Here is a 21,581-nt window from a genome sequence, read left to right as displayed (position 1 = left end):
GGCTGCTCCGCAACCCGTTCGCGACGCAAGGCCGCTCCTACAAAGGCCCGCGGACACCCTCATGAATACTCGCGCCATCAAACTGCTTGCCCTGTTGCTCTGCATCCTCACCCTGTGGCTGGCCTACGACGCCTTCCAGGCCCGCTACCTGCGCCCGTTCGACAACCAGACCACCCTGTTCGACGGCAGCCAACTGCAACTGCCCCCTGAACTGGCCGGCCCCGGGCCGATCCGCGTCGTGCACTTCTGGGACCCGGCCTGCCCGTGCAATGTCGGTAACCAGCAACACCTGGGCGACTTGGTCAGCCAGTTCACAGGCCAGGGCGTCACCTTCCATGTGTTGCAAAAGCCCGGCAGCCACGGCCAGCTACCGGCGAACCTCACTGCCCTCAAGCCCCTCGCCAGCCTTCCTGGCAGCGAACACCTGCCCGCCTCCCCGGCCGTGGCCATCTGGGACCGGCAAGGCCACCTGGCCTACTTCGGCCCCTACAGCGAGGGCGCGGTGTGCAACGCCAGCAACAGCTTCATCGAGCCGATTATCAAGGCGTTGCTCGACGGCCGCCCAGTGACCGCCTCCAACACCCTGGCGGTGGGTTGCTACTGCCCTTGGGGCGCCTGACGCACCCGCGCCGGGTTACCCACCACCACCGCACCCGCGGGCACATCGCGCGTCACCACGCTGCCCGCGCCGACCACCGCGTTGTCGCCAAGGGTCACCCCCGGCAGGATGATCGCCCCGCCACCAATCCACACATTGTTGCCAAGGGTCACCGGCCGACCGCTTTCAAGGCCGGTGCGGCGCAGCTCAGGGTCCAATGGGTGGTCGGCGGTGTAGATCTGCACCGCCGGGCCAATCTGGCAATCGTCGCCGATGTGCACCGGCAGCACATCGAGGATCACACAGTTGAAGTTGATGAACGTATTGCTGCCAACGTTGATGTTGTAGCCATAGTCGCAATAGAACGGCGGGCGGATCACCGTGCCTTCGCCGGCTTGGCCAAAGTGCTCGGCCAGCAGGCTGTGACGTGCGTCGTTGAGCAGTTCGAAGCTGTTGTTGTAGCGATGCATCCAGTGCTTGTTGGCAATCTGCTCGGCCTGCAGCTCGGGGCAGCCAGCGTGGTAGAGCTGGCCGCTGAGCATTTTCTGTTTTTCGCTGAGGGACATGGAAACTCCTTCCGAGGGCTATGCTCTGTTCGCGAATCCGTCGATGATCGGACCACAGTTTCCGTTCGAATGCACAAGGAGTCTCGATGAAGCGCAGCCTGACCCTGTTGGCCGTGGTGATCGCCGTGGCCGCTGGCGCCGGTTACTGGTACGTGCACGGCAAGCTGCCACAACGCGAGGGCGAGGTGCTGATCGCCGGCCTGCAGGCGCCGGTCAGTGTGCGCTATGACGCGCGCGGCGTGCCGCACCTGCAGGCGCAGAACGAACAGGACCTGTACCGCGCCTTGGGCTACGTGCATGCCCAGGACCGGTTGTTCCAGATGGAGATCATGCGCCGCCTGGCCCGAGGCGAGCTGGCCGAGGTGCTTGGCGACAAACTGCTGCCCACCGATACCCTGTTCCGCAGCCTGCGCATCCGCGATCAGGCGGCACTGATGGTGCAGCGGCTGGACCGTCAATCGCCCGCCTGGCAGGCCTTGCAAGCCTACCTTGAAGGCATCGACAGCTGGCAGGCCAGCCACCCCAAGCCAATCGAATTCGACCTGCTGGGCATTACCCCACGTCCGTTCACTGCCGAAGACACCCTCAGCATCGCCGGCTACCTGGCCTGCAGTTTCGCCGCCGCGTTCCGTACCGAGCCGGCACTGACCTACATCCGCGACCAGCTTGGTCCGCAGTACCTGAAGATCTTCGACCTCGACTGGCAGCCCGAGGGTGCCTTGGCTAGCCCCTTGGCCGCCGCCGACTGGCGCAGCCTGGAGGCACTTGCCCGGCTCAGCCATGACGCCCTGAACGACGCCGGTATCCCGCAGTTCGAAGGCAGCAACGCCTGGGCCGTTTCCGGCAGCCGTACCCGCAGCGGCAAGCCCCTGCTGGCCGGTGACCCGCACATCAGTTTCGCAGTGCCGGCGGTGTGGTACGAGGCCGAACTGTCGGCGCCTGGGTTCAACCTCTACGGCTACTTCCAGGCCCTGAACCCCTTCGCACTGCTCGGGCACAACCGCGACTTCGGCTGGAGCCTGACCATGTTTCAGAACGATGACGTCGACCTGATCGCCGAACGGACCAACCCCGCCAACAGCGACCAGGTGATGATCGACGGCACATGGCAAACACTGGAGAAGACTGAACAGACCATCGCCGTCAAAGGCGAGGCTCCGGTCACCATCAGCCTGCGCCGCTCGCCCCACGGCCCGATCGTCAACGAGGTGCTGGGCGCAAGCGCCGGGACCACGCCGGTGGCCATGTGGTGGGCTTTTCTTGAAACCGAAAACCCGATTCTCGACGGGTTCTACCAGCTCAACCGTGCCGACACCCTGGGCAAGATGCGCGAGGCCGCCGCCAAGGTTCAGGCGCCTGGGCTGAACTTCGTCTGGGCCAATGCCCGTGGCGATATCGGCTGGTGGGCAGCGGCACAACTGCCGATCCGCCCGCAAGGCGTCAACCCGACATTCATCCTCGATGGCGCCGGCCCGCAGGCGGACAAGCTCGGTTTCTACCCCTTCAGTGCCAACCCGCAGCAAGAGAACCCGGCACGCGGCTACATCGTTTCGGCCAACTATCAGCCGCCCTCGGCAGTGCCCGTCCCGGGCTACTACAACTTGCCGGACCGCGGCCGCCAGCTCGACCGCCACCTGGCCAACCCTGACGTGAAATGGGACACCCAGAACAGCCAGGCCTTGCAGCTGGACACCACCAGCGATTATGGCCCGCGCACCCTTGCCCCGTTGCTGGCGACGCTGCGCGCGGTGGCCGAGGGCGACGAGGAAAAAGAGCTGGTCGAGCAACTGGCCGCCTGGGGCGGTGACTACCCGCTGGACTCGACCAGCGCGACGCTGTTCAACCAGTTTCTCTATGAACTGGCATTCGCTGCCCTGCATGACGAACTGGGCGACACCTGGTTCCCGGTGCTGATCAGCACCCGCGCCATCGATGCCGCCCTGCCCCGCCTGGCAGCCGATGCCGCGTCGCCCTGGTGGAGCACCCGAGGTGCCAACGAACGTACCGACCGCGCGGCAATCGTGCGCATCGCCTGGCAGAAGAGCTTGAAGCACCTGCGCGATACCCTGGGCAGCGACCCGGCCAGTTGGCAATGGGGCAAGGCCCATACCTTGACCCATAACCATCCGCTGGGCGTGAAAAAGCCGCTGAACCTGCTGTTCAACGTCGGCCCGTTTGCCGCGCCAGGCACGCATGAGGTGCCCAACAATCTGTCGGCGAAGATCGGGCCGGCGCCATGGCCGGTGACTTATGGGCCTTCGACGCGAAGGCTGATCGACTTTGCCGATGCAGGGCAGGCATTGACGAGCAACCCGGTTGGGCAAAGTGGCGTGCCGTTTGATCGGCATTACGCGGATCAGGCCAAGGGTTATATCGAGGGGCGGTATCAGAAGGCACAGATGGGAGTGATTCCGGCGCAGAGCACTTTGAGATTGCTGCCGGCTGAGTAAGGGCTGCTGCGCAGCCCATTCGCGGGGCAAGCCCGTTCCCACAGGATGGGCACTGGAACACAGGTTTGTGCAGTACCTGGACCGTGTGGGAGGGCTACAACCGGATCAGAACGCCGGCAGTACAGCACCGCTGTATTTCTTGGCGATGAATTCCTTCACTTCCGGGCTGGTCAGGGCCTTGGCCAGCTTCTGGATGGCGTCGCTGTCCTTGTTGTCCGGGCGGGCTACCAGGAAGTTCACGTACGGCGAATCGGCGCCTTCGATCACCAGCGCATCCTTGGCCGGGTTCAAGCCGGCTTCCAGGGCGTAGTTGGTGTTGATCATGTCCAGGTCAACCTGATCCAGCACACGCGGCAGCATGGCCGATTCCAGCTCGCGGAATTTCAGATTCTTCGGGTTCGTGGCGATGTCTTTCGGGGTGGCCAAGGCATTTTTCGGATCTTTCAGCGTGATCAAGCCAGCCTTCTGCAGCAGCAGCAGGGCACGGCCGCTGTTGCTGCCCTCGTTAGGGATGGCAACAGTAGCGCCTTCCTTCAACTCGCTCAGGCTCTTTACCTTCTTCGAGTAGCCACCGAACGGTTCGACGTGCACGCCGACCACGGTTTCCAGGTGAGTGCCTTTGCCCTCGTTGAAGTTCTGCAGGTACGGCAGGGTCTGGAAGTAGTTGGCGTCCAGACGCTTCTGGTCAACCTGCACGTTGGGCTGCACGTAGTCGGTGAAGACTTTGATCTGCAGGTCCACGCCTTCCTTGGCCAGGGTCGGCTTGATCAGCTCGAGAATCTCGGCATGCGGCACCGGGGTAGCAGCCACCACCAGTTTTTCGGCGGCATTGGCCAGGCCAGCGAGCGACAGGGCGGCGGCCAGGGCAGTGGTCAGCAGGGTCTTCTTCATGGTGGTCCTTGTTCTGAATCTGGGCCATCGGCGATGGCGAAGTCGGGTGCCCTGCCCCGTGTGGGGTGGGCGTGAAGCGGACAATACCGAGATTTCTTATACCGTAACAATATCTTTTAATTAGCTGCTTATTCCAAAAACAAACTGCCATCACCGCCTTTGCTTATGAGCGCTGTCTAACGCGCAGGGTTGGGCAGGTCGAGGTCCTCCGGCTGGATCTCTTCGCTGTCATTCACCAGCAGGGCGAAGTGGATGACGTTCTCCAGCTCGCGGGTGTTGCCGGGCCAGGCATGGGTTTCCAGCACCTGCTGGGCCGCGTCGCTGATCAGCGGCACCGAGCGTTGCAGGCGGGCGGTGTAGATACCCACAAAGTACTCGGCCAACGGCAGAATATCGCCACGGCGCTCGCGTAAGGGGGGCAGTTCCAGCGCGCCCTCGCGCAGGTATTGGTACAGGCGCTCATTGAACCTGCCAGCCTTCACCACCCGCGCCAGGTCGATGCTGGTCGCCGCCACCAGGCGCACATCCACAGGCTGAGGCTGCTGCGCGCCGACGCGGGTCACTTCGCGGTTTTCCAGCGCGGCCAGCAGCTTGCCTTGGATCTCCAGCGGCAAGTCGGCTATCTCGTCCAGGTACAGGGTGCCGCCGTTGGCCGAACCGAACCACCCGGCGCGGCTGCTGGCAGTGCCGCTGTGGGCACCAGCGCTGTAGCCGAACAATTCGGCGTCGGCGTAGGTCGGGCTGATGGCCGCGCAATTGACCGACACGAACAGCCCGCTGCGGTCACTGGCGCGATGAATCTGCCGCGCCAGCAACTCCTTGCCGGTGCCGGTCTCGCCACGAATAAGCACAGGCAAGGGCAGTGGCGCCAGGCGTTCGAGGTCTTGGCGAAGCTGTTGCGAACGGGGGTCGATGAACACCAGGGCCTTGGCACGAATGCTCAGCGGGCTCTTGTCCAGCTCGGGGAAGGTCAGCAGCGGCTGGCCAAACGGGTTTTGAAAGGTCATGACGAACTCCCGCCCCAGGCCTTCGATGGCCGGGCGTCAGGCTAACGGTAATCAGTAGGGGCGATCAGGCGCGGCGCAGTGCGCGCTGCTCGACCCGGCTCTGCAGGCGATACAGGTAGGCGAAGCCTTGTTCCCAACGCTCGTGGCCGGACTTGACGTTGATGTGCCCGGCATTGGTCAGCAACCCCGCTTCAGCACCCCAGGCCTGGGCCAGGTGCAGTGCACGCGGCACGCTCACTGCCGGGTCGTTGTCGGAGCTGACCACCTGGCTTGGGAACGGCAGCGCCTGCATCGGGATCGGCGCGAAGTTGCGCAGGGCCGGCGCGCAGGTCGGCCGTTCGACATCCGCAGGCGCCACCAGCAGCGCGCCACGCACTTGGCGCAGCAATGCCGGGCTGGCCTCGGCGGCCCAGTGGGCGACGGTGATGCAGCCCAGGCTGTGGGCGATGAGGATCACCGGCGAGCGTTCGGCGGTAATCGCCTGCTCCAGGGCCTGCACCCAATCGCGCCGTTGCGGGGTCAGCCAGTCGTGCTGCTCTACCCGGGCGCTGTTGGGCAGGGTGCGCTGCCAGTGACTCTGCCAATGGTTGTCTGGCGATCCTTGCCAGCCCGGCACAATCAGGTAACGAATAGGCTCATTGCGCATGGGGACGCCTCCAGTGAGTTTGCGTGCTTGGAGACCAGTATAGGGAGGCAGTTATATTCGTAAAGGAATAAGAAGCTATTTATTAATAACTTAAATTCATTTACAGAGCGACTGAGATGGGGATGTGTGATGGCGTCGTGGTGCCTGGTTCAGGGGTTGCGGTGATGCGTAAACCGAGCGCCGCGCGGGCGGCGCATCGCGAGCTAGCTCGCTCCATTTGTTTCGGGCCAATCACGCCTGTCCCTGCGTACGCGACCGCCTTGTTTGTACGACGCGATATCGAGGCGGGCGCCAAAGGGGGCCGCGCGCCAATGCCTCAGGAATAATTGGCCCGCAACAAATGTACAAGCGGCCTTGTGCCGCGAAAGGGCCGCAGAGCGGCCCCCGGCGAACTTAAGTGAACAGCATTAGGGACCATGCCCGGGTTTTTATTTTGAAGCGGCTCAGATATCCGCCACCTTCTGCCAGACCTTCGGCCTGAAGAACAGCGTCTCCCCCCGCGCCAGGCCCGTCAGGCTATCGTGGTCCTTGACCACCTCAGCTTCGATCAGCTCGCTCTGCCCTTCCACCTTCAAGGTCACCCGGGTCGTCGCGCCCAGCGGGCGAATGTCGCGCACCTCGGCGGCGTGATGCCCCTCGGTCTCATGCCGCGACAGCGACACCTCGTGGGGGCGGAACAGCACATGGTTCCCTTCGCTCAAGGCCAGGCGGTTGGAGTCACCCAGGAAGTGATAAACGAAGTCGTTGGCCGGCTGCTCGTACACTTCACCCGGCGAACCGATCTGCTCGATCACGCCCTTGTTCATCACCACGATGCGGTCCGCTACTTCCATGGCCTCTTCCTGGTCATGGGTCACGAACACCGAGGTGAGGTTGATGTCCTCGTGCAGGCGCGCCAGCCAGCGGCGCAGCTCTTTACGCACCTTGGCATCCAGGGCACCGAACGGCTCATCGAGCAACAGCACCTTGGGCTCCACCGCCAAGGCGCGAGCCAGGGCGATACGCTGGCGCTGGCCACCGGAAAGCTGCTCGGGGTAACGGTCGGAGAGCCAGTCGAGCTGCACCATGTTCAGCAGCTCATGCACTTTCTCGGCAATTTTGCTCTCGCTCGGGCGCTCGCCCTTGGGCTTCATGCGCAGGCCAAAAGCGACGTTGTCGAACACGCTCATGTGGCGGAACAGCGCGTAATGCTGGAACACGAACCCGACGTTGCGATCACGCACGTCGTGGCCAGACACATCCTCGCCGTGGAACACGATGCTGCCGTCATCCGGCGTTTCCAGCCCGGCGATGATGCGCAGCAGAGTGGTCTTGCCGCAGCCGGACGGGCCGAGCAAGGCCACCAGCTCACCGCTGTGGATATCCAGGTTGATGTTGTCCAGGGCCTGGAAGCTGTTGAAGCGCTTGCTGACGTTACGAACTTCGATCGACATGAATTATTCCTCCGCAGCGCTGTGGCGCAGGCGGTTAATACGGTTCTCGCTCCACTGCTTGAGCAGCAGGATGAAGAGCGCCAGGATCAGCAACAGGCTGGCCACGCTGAAGGCCGCAACGTGGTTGTACTCGTTGTAGAGGATCTCCACGTGCAGCGGCAAGGTGTTGGTGACGCCGCGGATATGGCCCGACACCACCGACACCGCGCCGAACTCACCCATGGCTCGCGCGGTACACAGCACCACGCCGTAGATCAGGCCCCACTTGATGTTCGGCAGGGTCACGTGCCAGAACATCTGCCAGCCATTGGCACCGAGCAGGCGCGCGGCCTCTTCTTCCTGGGTGCCCTGCTCCTGCATCAGCGGGATCAGTTCACGGGCCACGAACGGCACGGTGACGAAGATGGTGGCCAGCACGATGCCCGGTAAGGCAAAGACGATCTGGATATCGTGGTCCTGCAGCCATGGCCCGAAGAAGCCTTGGGCACCGAACATCAGCACGTAGACCAGGCCGGCGATCACCGGCGACACCGAGAACGGCAGGTCGATCAGGGTGACCAGCACGCTCTTGCCGCGGAAGGTGTACTTGCTTACGCACCACGCGGCGCTGACGCCGAACACCAGGTTCAGCGGTACCGAAATGGCCACCGCCAGCAAGGTCAGCCTGAGCGCAGACAGCGCATCAGGCTCGAAAATCGCTTCGAAGAAGGTGCCAAACCCGTTCTTCAAAGCCTGCGACACCACGATCACCAGCGGCAGCAGCAGGAACAGCGCGAACACCAGCCAGCCAAGGCCGATCAAAATACGCCGCGAGGTGGCGCTGCCACGCCGGGCAGCATTGGCGGCGGCAGTAGCGCTCAGGGATGAACTAGACATAGCCGGCCTCCTTCAAGGGGTTTCGATACGGCGCTGCAGCAGGTTGATCAGCAGCAGCAGAATGAAGGAAACCACCAGCATCAACACGCCGATGGCGGTTGCGCCGGTGTAGTCGTACTGGTCGAGCTTGACCATGATCAGCAGCGGCAGGATCTCGGTCTTCATCGGCATGTTGCCGGCAATGAAGATCACCGAACCATACTCACCCACCCCGCGGGCGAAGGCCAGGGCAAAACCGGTCAGCCAGGCGGGCAGCAGTGCTGGCGCCAGTATATGGCGGAACACCTGTAGCGGTTTCGCGCCCAGGCAGGCGGCGGCCTCTTCCACTTCACGCGGGATGTCGGCCAGTACCGGCTGCACCGTGCGCACCACGAATGGCAGCGTGACGAAGGTGAGCGCCAGGGTGATGCCCAGCGGCGTGTAGGCAATCTTGAAGCCCAGGTCAGTGGCGAACTGGCCAACCCAGCCCGCCGGCGCGTACAGGGCAGTCAGGGCGATACCGGCAACGGCAGTCGGCAGGGCGAATGGCAGGTCGATCATCGCGTCGATGATCTTGCGCCCGGGGAAGGTGTAGCGCACCAGCACCCAGGCCAGCAGGGTGCCGATCACGCCATTGATGATGGCGGCGAACAGGGCGGTGCCGAAACTCAGCTTGAGCGCGGCGATCACCCGCGGCGCGCTGATGATGGTCCAGAACTGCTCCCAGGTCAGCTGCGCGGCATGCACGAACATCGCGGCCAGCGGTATCAGCACAATCAGGCTGAGGTACACCAAGGTGTAGCCCAGCGTCAGCCCGAAGCCGGGTATGACGGGGGAAATACGACGTGACATAAATATCCCTGGTTGAACGCACGAAGCCCGGCGGTTAAGCCGGGCCCGTGCAGGCTACTGAAGGGTGTTGCTCCCGCAGGCGCAGAATTACTGGGCCTGATAGATCTGGTCGAACACACCGCCGTCGTTGAAGAACTTCGGTTGCGCAGTTTTCCAGCCACCGAAGTCCTTGTCGATGGTTACCAGGTCCAGTTTCGGGAATTGCTTGCCGAATTCGGCAGCGACCTTCTCGTCACGTGGGCGGTAGAAGTTCTCGGCGGCAATCTTCTGGCCAGCCGGGCTGTACAGGTGCTTGAGGTATTCGGTGGCAATTGCGGTATTGCCCTTCTTCTCGGCGTTCTTGTCGACCACGGCCACCGGTGGCTCGGCCAGGATCGACAGCGAAGGCACGACGATTTCGAACTTGTCGGCGCCACCGTCTTCCTTCAGCGCCAGGAAGGCTTCGTTTTCCCAGGCCAGCAGGACGTCGCCCTGGCCGTTGTTGACGAAGGTGATGGTCGAGCCACGGGCGCCGGTATCCAGCACTGGCACGTGCTTGAACAGCTCTTGCACATAGGCCTTGGCCTTGTCTTCGCTACCACCGGTCTTCAGGCCGTAGGCCCAGGCGGCAAGGAAGTTCCAGCGTGCGCCGCCGGAGGTTTTCGGGTTCGGGGTGATGACCGAAACGTCTTTTTTGATCAGATCGCCCCAGTCCTTGATGCCTTTCGGGTTGCCCTTGCGCACCAAGAACACGATGGTCGAGGTGTACGGGGTGCTGGCGTCCGGCAGGCGGGTCTGCCAGTTGTCCGGCAGGGTCTTGCCGAGCTTGGCGATTTCGTCGATGTCGCCGGCCAGGGCCAAGGTCACCACGTCGGCGCGCAGGCCATCGATCACGGCACGGCCCTGCTTGCCCGAGCCACCGTGGGATTGCTGGATCTTCACCTTGTCGTCCGGGTGGGACTGCTGCCAGTGCTTGATGAATTCGGCGTTGTACTGTTGGTATAACTCACGGGTCGGGTCATAGGACACGTTCAGCAGTTCGTAGTCCTTGGCAATTGCGGAACCGGCAAAAACAGCACTGGCCAGGGCGGCGAGCGCATAACGGCGGATGGACATGGTGAAGCTCCCGATTGGCATTTTTCTAATTTTTTGGAAGGTGTGGCGCGATCAGCCGGACTTGCTGCCGGGCTGTTGCAGGCGGAACTTCTCCTTGCGCTCGATCTGGACGACCTGAGCGTTGTGCACGGTAATCTCCACCGCACCGAAGCGCAGATCGCGCAAGGCGCTCTGGATCTCACGCAGAATGGTGGCTTCGTCCTGACCGTCGATGCTACGCAGCGATGCACTCATGCTCGTTCTCCTTGCAGTGAGGGTGCCGGGCAGAGGTTTGAAGGGGGGGTTGCGCCTGGCTTGAGGGCAATAGTAGTGAGGCGCGGATATTCTTAAAAATACTGTTTAAGAATTTTTATATAACCATTTTAAAAAACCCTGTGGTCGCGGCTTTAGCCGCGCCCACAGGGTTCGATGACGCGCTTCAGTTTTGTTTTTGCGGCTCGCGGATCTTGTACCAGGCCACATACAGGGCCGGCAGGAACAGCAAGGTCAGCAACGTCGCGACGATGATGCCGCCGATCATGGCGTAGGCCATCGGCCCCCAGAACACCTCTCGGGCTATCGGAATCATGCCCAGGCTGGCTGCCGCCGCAGTCAACAGGATCGGCCGCCGCCGATGGTTGGTGGCCTCCACCACTGCATCCCATGGCGAGAACCCCTGCGCTTCGAACTCGTCGATCTGGGTCACCAGGATCACCGAGTTGCGAATGATGATGCCGGCCAGGGCGAGAATCCCGAGAATCGCCACAAAGCCCATCGGCGTGCCGGTCGGCACCAGCGCCAGCACCACACCGATCAGCCCCAGCGGCGCCACGCTGACCACCAGGAACAGCTTCTGCACGCTGTGCAGCTGGATCATCAGGAAGGTCGCCATGAGGAACAGCATCAGCGGGATGACCTTGGCGATCGGGCCTTGCGCCTTGCCGCTCTCCTCCACCGTACCGCCCGTGGCCACTTCGTAGCCGACCGGCAACTGGCTGGCGAACTCATCGATCTTCGGCTTCAGTTGGGCCACCAGGTCGGTGGGCTGGATGTCGCCGTTGACCGAGGCCTTGATGGTGATGGTCGGCTTGCGGTCACGGCGCCACACCAGCGGCTGCTCCAGTTCGTAGCGCACGGTGGCGAAGGCCAGCAGCGGTATCGAGGTGCCACTTGGGGTGACGATCTGCAGGTTCTGCAGTGTGTCCGGCGAACCCCGCTCGCTGTCCACGGCACGGGCGACCACGTCCACCAAGTAGATATTGTCGTTGACCTCGGTCACCGGTGCGCCGCTGACGATGCTGTTCATCACGTTCGCCACGTCTTCGGACGACAGCCCCAGCTGGCGTGCCTTGTCCTGGGCGATTTCGATCCGCAGCACCTTACCGGGCTCGTTCCAGTCGTAGATCATCTCGCCGATGTGCTCGTTGGCATCGAGCAGCGTGGCCAGGTCGATCGCATGCTTGCGCACCTGGTCGATGTCCTTGCCGCTGACGCGGTACTGGATCGGCCGGCCCACCGGCGGGCCCATCTCCAGCGACTGCACGTTGGTGCCGATACCGACGAACTCTTCATGCAGCAGTTTCTGCAGGCGCGCCATCATGCCTGCACGCTCCTCGAAGCCTTTGCTGACGATGACCAGCTGGGCGTAGTACGGGTTCTGCAGTTGCTGGTCCAGGGGCAGGTAGAAGCGGATTGCGCCCTGGCCGATATAGGTGCTCCAGCGCACCAGGTCCGGGTCGTCCTTGATTCTTGCCTCCAGGCGGTCGACCACCTTGCGCGTCTCCTCGATCGAGGCGTTTTGCGGCAAGTTGAGATCGACGAGGATTTCCGGGCGATCGGACGACGGGAAGAACTGGTTTTGCACAAAGCGCATGCAGAACAACGCCAGGACGAACAATACGATGGTGCCGATGATGGTCAGCCATCTGTTGCGCATACACCACAGCAAACCGCCTTCGAACGCCCGCCCTAACCGGCCAGGCTCGGCGTCGTGGGCCTTGAGCTTGTCAATCTTGAGAATGTGCACGCCCAGCACCGGCGCAAAGAACACCGCCACCACCCAGGACACGATCAGTGCCACGGCGATCACTGCGAACAGGGTATAGGTGTACTCGCCGGCAGAACTGGCATTGAGGCCGATCGGCACGAAGCCGGCCACGGTCACCAAGGTGCCGGTGAGCATGGGGAATGCCGTCGAGGTGTAGGCGAAGGTGGCCGCCTGCTCCTTGCTCTCGCCCATTTCCAGCCGTGTGACCATCACCTCGACGGTAATCATCGCATCGTCCACCAGCAGCCCCAGGGCGATGATCAGCGCACCCAGCGAGATCCGCTGCATGGTGATGCCGCTGTATTCCATGAACACAAAGACCATGGCCAGCACCAGCGGGATCGAGCAGGCCACCACCAGCCCGGCGCGCACGCCCAGGCTGACGAAGCTCACCGCCAGCACGATCACCACCGCCTCGAACAAGGCGCTGGTAAAGCCGCCCACCGCGTCCTTGACCACCACCGACTGGTCGGACACGGTGTGCACACCCACGCCCACTGGCAGGTCGCTGACGATGCTGTCCATCTTCTGCTTCAGCGCAGCGCCGAACACTTGAATGTTGCCGCCGGCCTTCATGCCGATCGCCAGGCCAATGGCAGTCTGGCCGTTGTAGCGGAACATCGGCGAAGGCGGGTCGACATAGCCGCGCTCGATATCGGCGATATCGGCCAGGCGGAAGAAGCGGTCATTGATCCGCAGGTTGACGGTTTGCAGGTCTTTCTCGGAGGCGAACTGCCCGGTAGTACGTACCGAGATGCGCTCTGGCCCGGCTTCGATCACCCCGGCCGGGGTCACCGCGTTCTGTTGCTGCAGCGCCTGCATGACTTGGCGCTGGTCGATGCCCAGGGCCGCCAGCTTGCGGGTCGAGAACTTCAGGTACAGCACTTCGTCCTGGGTGCCGACCAGTTCGATCTTGCCGATATTGGGTACTTCACGCACCTCGGCCCGGGCCTGCTCCACATAGTCGCGCAACTGGCGCAGGGTCAGGCCATCGGCGGTAAAGGCGTAGATGGAGCCAAACACGTCGCCGAATTCGTCGTTGAAGCCCGGCCCCTGGATGCCTTGGGGGAATTCGCCGCGAATGTCCTGGATCTTCTTGCGCACCTGATACCAGATGTCCGGGATGTCGGCGGCCTTGGTGGTGTCGCGCAGGTAGACGTAGACGGTGGACTCGCCGGGGCGTGTGTAGCTTTTGGTGTAGTCGAGGGAGTCGAGCTCTTCGAGCTTCTTCTCGATGCGGTCGGTGACCTGGTAAAGGGTCTCGTCCTGCGTCGCACCCGGCCAGCGGGTCTGGATCACCATGGTCTTGATGGTGAACGACGGGTCTTCCTCACGGCCCAGGTTGAAATAGGAAAAAATCCCCATCAGCAAACCGACGAACATCAGGTACCAGACGAAGGACTGGTGGCGCAGCGCCCACTCGGACAGGTTGAAGCTTCCTTTCATTGCGCGTCCTCGTCGAAGGTAACTTTCTGGCCGGGCTTGAGGCTGTTCACGCCAGCGGTAACCACGCGCTCGCCGGGTTGTACGCCGGCGCTCAACATGAAGCTGTCGCCGGTGCGTTCGGTCAACGTGACGTCACGGGGGGCGACTGTTTTCTGTTGAGGGTCGATCACCCAGACCTGGGTTTTGCCATCACGCTCAAGCAGCGCGCTCAAGGGCAGTTCACTGCGCGGGGTGATCGCAGAGGTCAGGGTCACGCTGATCGCCGTGCCCAGGTGGAACGCGTCCGGGGTGCTGGCCAGGGTCAGCCGGGCACGCCGGGTGCGCGTGGCAGCGTCGGCCTGGGGCTCCAGCTCGCGCAGGGTGGCGGTGGTGTTGATGCTGGTATCCAACTGCGAGGCAACGGTGAACGTAAGGTCCTTGGTCAATGCTTCGGCAATGTTTATGGGCAAGTCGATGACCGCTTCCTTGACGTCTGGTCGGGCCAGGGTGACCACGGCCTGCCCGGCCGTGACGGTCTGCCCGGCTTCGGCCTGCCAGGCGGTGATCACGGCCGCATGGTCGCTGCGCAGGGTGCTGTAGTCGAGCTGATCGCGAGCCTGGCTGACCGCCGAGCGCGCCTGCTCCAGGCTGGCACCGGTGGTTTTCAGGTCGGTCTGGGCAATATCCAGCTGGGCCTGGGCGCCAACGCCGCGGTCATACAACTGCTGCTGACGACGTGCGTTGGCCTGGGCGTTGATCCACTGCGCCTGAACCCTGGCGAGGTCGCCCTCGGCCGCGCGCAGCTGGTTCTGCTGGTCGGTCGGGTCAAGGGTGGCCAAGGTATCGCCGGGTTTCACCTGGGCGCCGACATCCAGCCAACGCCGGGCGATGCGCCCGGAGACGCGAAAACCCAGGGTACTTTCAAAACGCGCCTGGATGGCGCCGGCGAAGCGGCCCAGCTGCGACTGCGCCTGCGCCTCGACCAGGGTCGACAGCACAGGGCGCACGGCTTCAGGTTGCTGTTCTTCACTGCCACAGGCGCTCAACAACAGCCCTGCCGCGCCTATCAGCATTAGACGTTTCATGGCGCGGCGCCTCCATCCTGAGCATCGACTTTTTCAACCTGCATGCCCGGATGCAAGAGCTGACCACCGCTGACCACAACCGTTTCGCCACCTTTGATGCCTTGGGCGACGACGACCTTGCCGGTGAGGTAGCGCGTGACCTGCACTTTGCGCAGCTCGACCTTGTCGCCCTCGCCCACCACCCACACTGCCGGCTCATGCAAGGCCTTGGTCAGTGCCGCCCAAGGTAACTCGATGCTCGGCCGCCCCTGAGCATTGGCCGTGGCGGTGACCGGCGAGCCCAATTGCATGCCCGGCGGCACGTTGCGCAAGGCCACCTTGACCTGCACCGTGCCGCTCTGCGCCGACACCGTCGGGGTGATTTCGCGGACAAAACCTTGGGCCTGAACCTTGGGGTCATCGAGCAGGCTGACGACCACTCCGGCATCGCTTGGCGGTGCCACCAGCAGCGATTCATAGACATTGAACACCGCGTCGCGGTCGCCATCGCGGGCCAGGCCGAAGATCGGCATGGTCGCCTGCACCACCTGGCCGACTTCGGCCTGGCGCTCGGTGATCACGCCATCGGCCTCGGACACCAGCGCGGTATAGCTCAACTGCTCCCGGGCATTGGCCAGCTGTGCCTGAGCGGCCTTGAGCGCGCTCTGATTGCTGCGCAGCGCCGCTTCGGCAGAGTCGTACTCGCTCTGGCTGGTATAGCCTTTGGGCAACAGTTTTTGCTGGCGCACGAAGGCGGCGGCCGTCTGTGTCACACGCGCCTGGGCGGCGAACACTTCAGCCTTGGCCGAGTCGACGTTGTTCTGCAAGTCTTTGGGGTCGAGCCGCGCCAGTACCTGGTTGGCCTTGACGTGATCGCCCACATCGACGCTGCGTGAAATGATCTTGCCGCCCACACGGAACGACAAATCGGTTTGCACCCGTGCCTGCACGTCGCCGGTCAGGGTGACCCTGGCAGCGAAGTCAGTGGGTTGTACTTGTAGCACGCCGACCCGAGGCAGTTCCGGGCTCGAGACTTCCCTCTCGCACCCCGACAACATGAACAGCAACCCCAGGCAGACGACCGACAGAAGACGCCTCAACGTCATGCGGGCTCCTTGCTTGCGCGCAAATGGTTCGAGGAATGCGACTGTTAGCGTAGTTCAGGGTTCAGCAAACAGCGATACTGCCTGTTCGCCCGCACACGGAAGCGCCCCATGCTCACAACCTTGGCCATCGCCAACTACCGCTCGATCAACCAACTGGTGATGCCGCTGGGTCGGCTGAACCTGATTACTGGCGCCAATGGCAGCGGCAAGTCCAACCTGTACAAGGCCCTGCGCCTGCTGGCCGAGACAGCGCGCGGCGGGGTCGTCAATGCCTTGGCCGCCGAGGGTGGGCTGGAATCCACGTTCCATGCCGGGCCAGAAAAACTCAGCCGGCGCATGCTCAAGGGCGAGGTGCCGGTGCAAGGTGGGCCGCGCCAGCAGGTACGGCGCCTGAAAATGGGCTTCACCGATGAAGATTTCGGTTATGCCATTGGCCTTGGGCTGCCGGAGCCAAGCCAGTCGAAGTTTTCCCTGGACCCGCAGATCAAGCATGAAGCGATCTGGGCGGGCCCGGTCTGCCGCCCCGCCAGCCTGCTGGTGGAGCGCAGCGCGGCCATGGTGCGCGCCCGCGAGGGGCGCCAGTGGCAGGTCATGAGCCAGCACATGACCGAGTTCGACAGCCTGTTCGACCAGGTCGGTAGCGTGCAGGGTTCACCTGAAGTGCTGCACCTGCGTGAGCAGATCCGCAGCTGGCGCTTTTATGATCACTTCCGTACCGACCCCGAGGCACCGGCACGCCAAGCGCGCCTTGGCACCCGCACGCCTGTGCTGCACCACGATGGCCGTGACCTGGCGGCGGCGTTGCAGACCATCAAGGAGATCGGCGATTTCGAGGCGCTGCAGGCGGCGGTCAGCGATGCCTTCCCTGGCTCACAGGTGGGCATCGAGGCGACACCGGGTGGCTTGTTCAGCCTGCGCTTTCAGCAGGCAGGGCTGTTGCGGCCGTTGAGTGCCGCCGAGCTGTCCGACGGCACCTTGCGCTACCTGCTGCTGGTGGCAGCCCTGCTAACACCGCGCCCGCCGAGCATGATGGTGCTAAACGAACCGGAGACCAGCTTGCACCCCGACTTGCTACCGGCGCTGGCGCGGCTGATCCGGCGGGCTTCGCAGCAGTGCCAGGTGTGGGTGGTATCGCATGCCCCGCGGTTGGTGGCGGCGCTGGGAGAGGATGAGGGGTGCAATGCCATAAGGCTGACGAAAGAGCTGGGGCAGACTGTGATCGTCGGGCAGGGGATGCTGGATGAGCCGGCTTGGCATTGGCCGGATTGAGGGGCCGCGAAGCGGCCCCAAACCGGGTCAGGCCGACGCTGCAGCAGCCGTCGGGCGCTTGACCTGTGGCTGCGACACGTTCGCCGCTGCACCTTCCTCGATTGCTTGCTGAATCGCCTTGCGACGACGCTCTTCAGCACGGCGGCTGAAGAACCAGACCATGAACGTCACCAGCGACACCGACAGCAGGATCAAACTGGCCACGGCGTTGATCTCAGGCTTCACGCCCAGGCGCACCGCCGAGAACACTTCCATCGGCAAGGTGGTCGAGCCAGGCCCGGACACGAAGCTGGCCAGCACCAGGTCGTCCAGCGACAGCGCGAACGACATCATGCCGCCCGCCGCCAGCGAAGGCGCAATCATCGGGATGGTGATCAGGAAGAACACCTTCCACGGCTTGGCACCCAGGTCCATCGCCGCTTCCTCGATCGACAGGTCCAGCTCACGCAGCCGCGCCGACACCACCACCGCCACATACGCCGCACAGAACGTGGTGTGGGCGATCCAGATGGTGACGATGCCACGCTCCTGCGGCCAGCCGATCATCTGCGCCATGGCCACGAACAGCAGCAACAGCGACAGACCAGTGATCACCTCAGGCATGACCAGCGGCGCGGTGACCAGGCCACCGAACAGCGTACGGCCCTTGAAGCGAGTGACCCGGGTCAGCACGAAGGCCGCCAGGGTACCCAACGCCACCGCCGCCACCGCCGTGTAGCAGGCGATCTCCAGCGAGCGCATCACCGACCCCATCAACTGGGTGTTGTCGAGCAAGCCGACGTACCACTTCACCGACCAGCCACCCCACACCGTCACCAGCTTGGAGGCGTTGAACGAGTAGATCACCAGGATCAGCATCGGCAGGTAGATGAACAGCAAGCCGAGCACCAGCATCAGCTTGGAGAAACTGAAACGCTTCATGCCCTGCCCTCCATCTCTTTGGCCTGGCTGCGGTTGAACAGCAGGATGGGCACGATCAGGATCGCCAGCATCACCACCGCCAGCGCGGACGCCACCGGCCAGTCACGGTTGTTGAAGAACTCTTGCCACAGCACCTTACCGATCATCAGGGTTTCCGGGCCGCCCAGCAGTTCCGGGATCACGAACTCACCCACCACCGGGATGAACACCAGCATGCAGCCGGCGATGATGCCGTTCTTGGACAGCGGCACGGTGATCTTCCAGAAGCTGTTGAAGGTGCTAGAACCCAGGTCCGATGCAGCTTCCAACAGGCTCGGGTCATGCTTCACCAGGTTGGCGTACAGCGGCAGGATCATGAACGGCAGGTACGAATAGACCACGCCGATATACACCGCCAGGTTGGTGTTGAGGATCTGCAACGGCTGGTCGATCAGCCCCAGCCACATCAGGAAGCTGTTGAGCAGCCCGTTGTTGCTGAGGATGCCCATCCAGGCGTAGACGCGGATCAGGATCGCCGTCCAGGTCGGCATCATGATCAGCAGCAACAGCACGGTCTGCGACTCTTTGCGGGCATTGGCGATGGAATAGGCCATCGGGTAGCCGATCAACAGGCACAGCAGGGTGCTGATGAAGGCCATCTTCAACGAGCCGAGGTAGGCCGAGATGTACAGCTCGTCCTCGGTCAACAGCCCGTAGTTGGCCAGGTTGAGCACCAACTGGATCTTGTCTTCGACGTAGCTGTAGATCTCGGTATACGGCGGGATCGCCACGTCGGCTTCAGCAAAGCTGATCTTCAACACGATGAAGAACGGCAGCATGAAGAACAGGAACAGCCAGATGAACGGCACACCGATCACCAGGTGCCGCCCCTCAGGGATCAAGCGCTGGAAGGCTCGCTTGAGCTTGCGCAGTTTCATGACCGCAGTACCACGCCGCTGTCGTCTTCCCACCACACGTACACTTCATCGCCCCAGGTCGGACGCGTGCCCTGGCGCTCGGCGTTGGCCACGAACGACTGGACGATCTTGCCGCTCGGCAGCTCGACGTAGAACACCGAGTGGCCGCCCAGGTAGGCGATGTCGTGGACCTTGCCGCGCGACCAATTGTGCTCGCAGGTCGGCTGCTGGGTAGTGACCAGCATTTTTTCCGGGCGCAGCGCGTAGGTAATGTGTTTGTCTTCGACCGACGTGGTGATGCCGTGGCCGACGTAGATCTTGCGCTCCAGCTCAGGGCTGGCAATGATCGCGTGGCCTTCGGCGTCGTCGACCACATCACCTTCGAACAGGTTGACGTTGCCGATGAATTCGCACACCAGGCGGCTGGTCGGGGTCTCGTAGATGTCCACCGGCGAGCCAATCTGGGCGATCCAGCCCAGGTGCATGATGGCGATGCGCTGGGCCATGGTCATGGCCTCTTCCTGGTCGTGGGTCACCATCACGCAGGTCACACCCACGCGTTCGATGATCTCCACCAGCTCCAACTGCATCTGCGAGCGCAGCTTCTTGTCCAGGGCGCCCATCGGCTCATCGAGCAACAGCAGCTTCGGCCGTTTGGCCAGCGAGCGGGCCAGGGCCACACGCTGGCGCTGGCCGCCAGACAGCTGGTGCGGCTTGCGCTTGGCGTACTGGGTCATGTGCACCAGCTTGAGCATCTCGGCCACGCGGGCGTCGACGTCGGCCTTGGGCAACTTGTCCTGCTGCAGACCGAAGGCGATGTTCTGCGCCACGGTCATGTGCGGGAACAGCGCGTAGGACTGGAACATCATGTTGATCGGCCGCTCGTAGGGCGGCATGTCGGTGATGTCGACGCCGTCGAGCAGGATCCGCCCTTCGCTCGGCCGTTCGAAACCGGCCAGCATACGCAGCAAGGTCGATTTGCCGGAACCGGAGCCACCCAGCAGGGCGAAGATCTCGCCCTTGCGGATTTCCAGGGACACATCGTCCACAGCTACCGTTTCGTCGAACTTTTTCGTGACCCGGTCGATCTTGACCAGCACCTGCTTGGGTTGCTGGCCACCCTCGAGGGCTTTCTTATAGGCACCGGAGGCAACTGCCATGAGTGAAACTCCCAACAAGATTTGTGTGCCCGCGCAACCTGTTCTGCAGAGGGCCGCGGCGGGCCTGGATTGTTACTTGCCCGACTTGACCTTGGTCCAGCTACGGGTCATCAGACGTTGCACCTTGGGTGGCAACTCAGCGTTGACGAACATCTTGTCCAGCACTTCCTGCGGTGGGTAAACCGCGGCGTCAGTCCTCACGGCCTGGTCCATCAGGTCGCCAGCCTTGGGGTTCGGGTTGGCGTAACCGACGTAATCACTGACCTGGGCGATAACCTCAGGTTTCAGCAAATAGTTGATGAAGGCATGGGCCTCTTTGACGTTCTTGGCGTCCTTGGGGATCGCCAGTACATCGAACCAGAGGTTGCCGCCTTCCTTGGGAATCGCATAAGCCAAGTTCACACCCTTCTTGGCTTCTTCCGCACGGGCCTTGGCCTGGAAGATATCGCCCGAGAAGCCCGCCGCGACGCAGATGTCGCCGTTGGCCAGGTCGGTGATGTACTTGGACGAGTGGAAGTAGGTCACGTACGGGCGTACCGCCAGCAGCTTCTTCTCGGCCTTTTTATAGTCGTCGGGGTTGCTGCTGTTGGGGTCCAGCCCCATGTAGTTGAGCACCGCCGGGAGCATTTCGTCCGCCGAGTCGAGGAAGGCAACACCACACGTGGAGAGCTTCTTCATGTTCTCGGGTTCGAACAACACAGCCCAGGAATCGATAGTGTCGACGCCCAGCGCAGCCTTGACCTTTTCTACGTTGTAACCAATGCCGTTGGTGCCCCACAGGTAAGGCACGGCGTACTGGTTGCCCGGGTCATTCTTCTCGAGGCGCTTCATCAGCGCCGGGTCCAGGTTGGCATAATTGGGCAGCAGGTTCTTGTCGAGCTTCTGGAACGCGCCCGCCTTGATCTGCTTGCCGAGGAAATGGTTGGACGGCACGACGACGTCATAACCGGTGTTACCGGCCAGCAGCTTGCCTTCCAGTGTTTCGTTGGAATCGAAAACGTCCTGCACGGGCTTGATACCCGTTGCCTTCTCGAAGTCCGCGAGTGTGGTTGGGCCGATGTAATCGGACCAGTTGTAGAAATGCACCGTAGGCGCCGCTTGGACGCTGCATGCCAGCGTCAGGCCCGCTCCAGCCATCAAGGCCTTGCGTAATACAGAAATAGACAAGTGGGTGGTCCTCACAATCAGTGCATGGGTAGCGGCAATGTGGCCGCACACGCAAAACCGGCGCGCAACTTACCTTCGCAGCTTCGATGCCGCAATCAACAATTGCCTTTCACTGCCTCTGGGCCGGGAGTCCCCGGCCCAGAGGGCCTCGCAT

19 protein-coding genes are annotated in these 21,581 nt (G+C 62.9%); 3 read left to right on the top strand and 16 right to left on the bottom strand.

The window, feature by feature from the left end; translation table 11 throughout:
• The first annotated feature begins 61 nt into the window (after positions 1 to 61).
• On the top strand, positions 62 to 619 hold the full coding sequence (locus tag HU770_RS17995) for a DUF6436 domain-containing protein (protein WP_186664680.1): 558 nt from the start codon (positions 62 to 64) through the stop codon (positions 617 to 619).
• Here the strand turns inward: HU770_RS17995 and HU770_RS17990 are convergent.
• Complete coding sequence (locus HU770_RS17990) at positions 598 to 1,164, bottom strand: sugar O-acetyltransferase (RefSeq protein WP_186664678.1); 567 nt, start codon at positions 1,162 to 1,164, stop codon at positions 598 to 600. The two genes, HU770_RS17995 and HU770_RS17990, sit on opposite strands and share 22 nt — an antisense overlap.
• Before the next feature lie 86 nt (positions 1,165 to 1,250).
• On the opposite strand from HU770_RS17990, the gene HU770_RS17985 reads away from it, so the two are divergent.
• Entirely contained in the window at positions 1,251 to 3,614 is a 2,364-nt protein-coding gene (locus tag HU770_RS17985; RefSeq protein ID WP_186664676.1) for a penicillin acylase family protein, read from the top strand.
• 105 nt (positions 3,615 to 3,719) lie between these two features.
• Here HU770_RS17985 and HU770_RS17980 read toward each other — a convergent pair whose 3' ends face one another.
• From HU770_RS17980 to HU770_RS17930, 11 genes are all read right to left on the bottom strand, one after another.
• Positions 3,720 to 4,505, bottom strand: a complete 786-nt coding sequence (locus HU770_RS17980; RefSeq protein ID WP_047582135.1) for a MetQ/NlpA family ABC transporter substrate-binding protein — start codon at positions 4,503 to 4,505, stop codon at positions 3,720 to 3,722.
• 176 nt (positions 4,506 to 4,681) lie between these two features.
• Positions 4,682 to 5,512 carry a sigma 54-interacting transcriptional regulator gene (locus HU770_RS17975; RefSeq protein ID WP_186664674.1) on the bottom strand — a complete coding sequence of 277 codons (831 nt, stop codon included), beginning with the start codon at positions 5,510 to 5,512 and terminating at the stop codon, positions 4,682 to 4,684.
• Between the two features lie 64 nt (positions 5,513 to 5,576).
• Positions 5,577 to 6,158 (bottom strand): alpha/beta hydrolase, encoded by a 582-nt coding sequence (locus HU770_RS17970; RefSeq protein WP_186657736.1) that lies wholly within the window; start codon positions 6,156 to 6,158, stop codon positions 5,577 to 5,579.
• A 443-nt stretch (positions 6,159 to 6,601) separates the two neighbouring features.
• Positions 6,602 to 7,591, bottom strand: coding sequence for a sulfate ABC transporter ATP-binding protein (locus HU770_RS17965; protein WP_033702112.1), 990 nt, complete (start codon positions 7,589 to 7,591; stop codon positions 6,602 to 6,604).
• Between the two features lie 3 nt (positions 7,592 to 7,594).
• Entirely contained in the window at positions 7,595 to 8,467 is an 873-nt protein-coding gene (gene cysW / locus HU770_RS17960; protein WP_033702114.1) for a sulfate ABC transporter permease subunit CysW, read from the bottom strand.
• 12 nt (positions 8,468 to 8,479) lie between these two features.
• A complete protein-coding gene (gene cysT, locus HU770_RS17955; RefSeq protein WP_033702116.1) occupies positions 8,480 to 9,298 on the bottom strand; it encodes a sulfate ABC transporter permease subunit CysT in 819 nt (272 codons plus the stop codon).
• An 87-nt stretch (positions 9,299 to 9,385) separates the two neighbouring features.
• Positions 9,386 to 10,393, bottom strand: coding sequence for a sulfate ABC transporter substrate-binding protein (locus HU770_RS17950; RefSeq protein WP_033702118.1), 1,008 nt, complete (start codon positions 10,391 to 10,393; stop codon positions 9,386 to 9,388).
• Between the two features lie 51 nt (positions 10,394 to 10,444).
• Positions 10,445 to 10,627: a sulfur starvation response protein OscA gene (gene oscA, locus HU770_RS17945; protein ID WP_186657732.1), complete on the bottom strand. Its 183-nt coding sequence runs from the start codon at positions 10,625 to 10,627 to the stop codon at positions 10,445 to 10,447.
• Between the two features lie 184 nt (positions 10,628 to 10,811).
• A complete protein-coding gene (locus HU770_RS17940; RefSeq protein ID WP_186664672.1) occupies positions 10,812 to 13,865 on the bottom strand; it encodes an efflux RND transporter permease subunit in 3,054 nt (1,017 codons plus the stop codon).
• Positions 13,862 to 14,929 (bottom strand): efflux RND transporter periplasmic adaptor subunit, encoded by a 1,068-nt coding sequence (locus HU770_RS17935; protein WP_186664670.1) that lies wholly within the window; start codon positions 14,927 to 14,929, stop codon positions 13,862 to 13,864. Before HU770_RS17935 ends, HU770_RS17940 begins: the two co-directional genes overlap by 4 nt.
• Positions 14,926 to 16,014 carry an efflux RND transporter periplasmic adaptor subunit gene (locus HU770_RS17930; protein ID WP_033702123.1) on the bottom strand — a complete coding sequence of 363 codons (1,089 nt, stop codon included), beginning with the start codon at positions 16,012 to 16,014 and terminating at the stop codon, positions 14,926 to 14,928. Before HU770_RS17930 ends, HU770_RS17935 begins: the two co-directional genes overlap by 4 nt.
• A gap of 108 nt (positions 16,015 to 16,122) precedes the next feature.
• Between HU770_RS17930 and HU770_RS17925 the strand changes: the two genes are divergently transcribed.
• Positions 16,123 to 17,283 (top strand): AAA family ATPase, encoded by a 1,161-nt coding sequence (locus HU770_RS17925; RefSeq protein ID WP_186657700.1) that lies wholly within the window; start codon positions 16,123 to 16,125, stop codon positions 17,281 to 17,283.
• 27 nt (positions 17,284 to 17,310) lie between these two features.
• Here the strand turns inward: HU770_RS17925 and HU770_RS17920 are convergent, their stop codons facing one another.
• From HU770_RS17920 to HU770_RS17905, 4 genes are all read right to left on the bottom strand, one after another.
• Entirely contained in the window at positions 17,311 to 18,204 is an 894-nt protein-coding gene (locus HU770_RS17920) for an ABC transporter permease subunit (protein WP_033702126.1), read from the bottom strand.
• Positions 18,201 to 19,082 carry an ABC transporter permease subunit gene (locus HU770_RS17915; RefSeq protein ID WP_177326479.1) on the bottom strand — a complete coding sequence of 294 codons (882 nt, stop codon included), beginning with the start codon at positions 19,080 to 19,082 and terminating at the stop codon, positions 18,201 to 18,203. Before HU770_RS17915 ends, HU770_RS17920 begins: the two co-directional genes overlap by 4 nt.
• 35 nt (positions 19,083 to 19,117) lie before the next feature.
• Entirely contained in the window at positions 19,118 to 20,260 is a 1,143-nt protein-coding gene (potA, locus tag HU770_RS17910) for a polyamine ABC transporter ATP-binding protein (RefSeq protein ID WP_033702130.1), read from the bottom strand.
• A gap of 72 nt (positions 20,261 to 20,332) precedes the next feature.
• Positions 20,333 to 21,427: a polyamine ABC transporter substrate-binding protein gene (locus tag HU770_RS17905; RefSeq protein ID WP_033702132.1), complete on the bottom strand. Its 1,095-nt coding sequence runs from the start codon at positions 21,425 to 21,427 to the stop codon at positions 20,333 to 20,335.
• Between the last annotated feature and the right edge of the window lie 154 nt (positions 21,428 to 21,581).

The organism is Pseudomonas sp. SWRI68 (genome assembly GCF_014269165.1).
GTDB lineage: Bacteria > Pseudomonadota > Gammaproteobacteria > Pseudomonadales > Pseudomonadaceae > Aquipseudomonas > Aquipseudomonas capeferrum.
Note: the sequence above shows the minus strand (reverse complement) of the source record. Positions and strands in the feature narration are given on the sequence as shown.